At 72.4% G+C, this 1,547-nt stretch carries 2 protein-coding genes; one reads left to right on the plus strand and one right to left on the minus strand.

The window, feature by feature from the left end; genetic code table 11:
* A partial coding sequence (locus CCN33_RS28340) for a phosphotransferase family protein (RefSeq protein WP_086696270.1) occupies positions 1 to 720 on the minus strand: 720 nt, incomplete at its 3' end.
* 116 nt (positions 721 to 836) lie between these two features.
* On the opposite strand from CCN33_RS28340, the gene CCN33_RS28345 reads away from it, so the two are divergent.
* The coding region (locus CCN33_RS28345) for a TIGR03084 family metal-binding protein (RefSeq protein WP_086696271.1) at positions 837 to 1,547 on the plus strand (711 nt) is incomplete at its 3' end.

The raw sequence follows: 1,547 nt of genomic DNA on the forward strand, positions 1-1,547 counted from the left end.
GCGCAGGCGTAGGTAGGCGTGTTCCTGTTCGGGGTCGGAGTGGGTGAGGGACTCGATGTCGATCAGGACGGGGTGGGCGTCGGGGGTGAGGAGGATGTGGTCGGGGCCTAGTTCGCCGTGGACCAGGGAGTAGGTGGCGCGGGGGGTCAGCGCCGCGTGCAGCTCGTGCAGGCGGTTGGCCAGGGCCGGGGCCGCCGCGTTGATGCGCGGGTCGCGGGTTGCTGCCTCGGTGAGGTCGTGGAGGGCTCGGGTCAGGGTCACGTCCTCGCTGATGTGGTCCGCCGGAGAGGTGTGCGCGGCCATGTGGTCCAGCGCCACGGCCAGCTCGCTCAGGGCCTTCGCCGCTCGGGCGGGGTCGGTGGTGAAGGCCGCCTCCAGGGTGTCGCCCGGGATGTCCTCCACCAGGGCCAGGTCATCGGGTTCGGACGCGTACAGGACGTGTGGGGTGCGCACACCGGCCGCCTGAAGGGTGTGGTGCGCGGACAGGAACGGCGCCAGGCCGCAGGCGTGGGGCGTCGGCACACTCGGCCAGTAGTTCTCCTGTGGGGCCCAGCTGTAGGCGATCACGGTCGGCGGGGCGCCCACCCCGGTCAGGGCCAACCGGTACACCCCCTTTTTCGAGCCCCCGCGCAGCCGTTCCACACCCGTGACCCGGCACCCCGCCCCCAGCCCGTCCCGCACCAGTCGTCGCAGCTCCGTGGGGTCCGTGAATACGCGCATCCGGTGAACCTAGCCGGAGGACACGATCCGGCCGCACCTGTTTTCCGGCACCTCACTCCCCCCGATTAATGCAAGCATGCTTGATTGTTTCTGCCCCCGCTGCCATGCTCCTGCCCATGTCCGATCCGACGCCCGTCTTCGACGACCTGCGTGAGGAAAGCCGGGAACTCGACCTGCTCGTAGCCGAGTTGACCGAGAGCGAGTGGGCACGCGCGACGCCCGCTCCGCGCTGGAGCATCGCCCACCAGATCGCCCATCTGCACTGGACCGACCGGGCCGCCCTGCTCGCCATGAGCGACCAGGCGGCCTTCCAGAAGTTCGCCGAGCAGGCGCTCACGTCGCCCGGCACCTTCGTGGACGACGGCGCCGAGGAAGGCGTCCGGCTCGGCCCCGCCGAACTGCTCACCCGCTGGCGGGACGGCCGGCGGGAGTTGGACCACGCCCTGCGGGAGGCGGCCGCGCGGCACACCCGGTTCCCCTGGTTCGGGCCGCCCATGTCGGCCGCCGCCATGGCCACCGGCCGGCTCATGGAGACCTGGGCCCACGGCCAGGACGTGGCCGACGCCCTGGGTGTGCGGCGCGCACCCACCGACCGGCTCCGGCATGTGGTCCGCATCGGTGTGCGGGCCCGGGACTTCGCCTTCGCGGTACGGGGACTGCCCGCGCCGGAGGACGAGTTCCGCGTCGAGGTCCGCGCCCCCTCGGGCGAGCTGTGGACCCATGGTCCCGAGGACGCCGCGCAACGGGTCACCGGCTCCGCGGTCGATCTCTGCCTGCTCGTCACCCAGCGCGCCCACCGCGCCGACCTCGCCCTGACCGCCGTCGGC

The sequence above is a fragment of the Streptomyces recifensis genome (assembly GCF_002154615.1).
Taxonomy (GTDB): domain Bacteria; phylum Actinomycetota; class Actinomycetes; order Streptomycetales; family Streptomycetaceae; genus Streptomyces; species Streptomyces griseoluteus.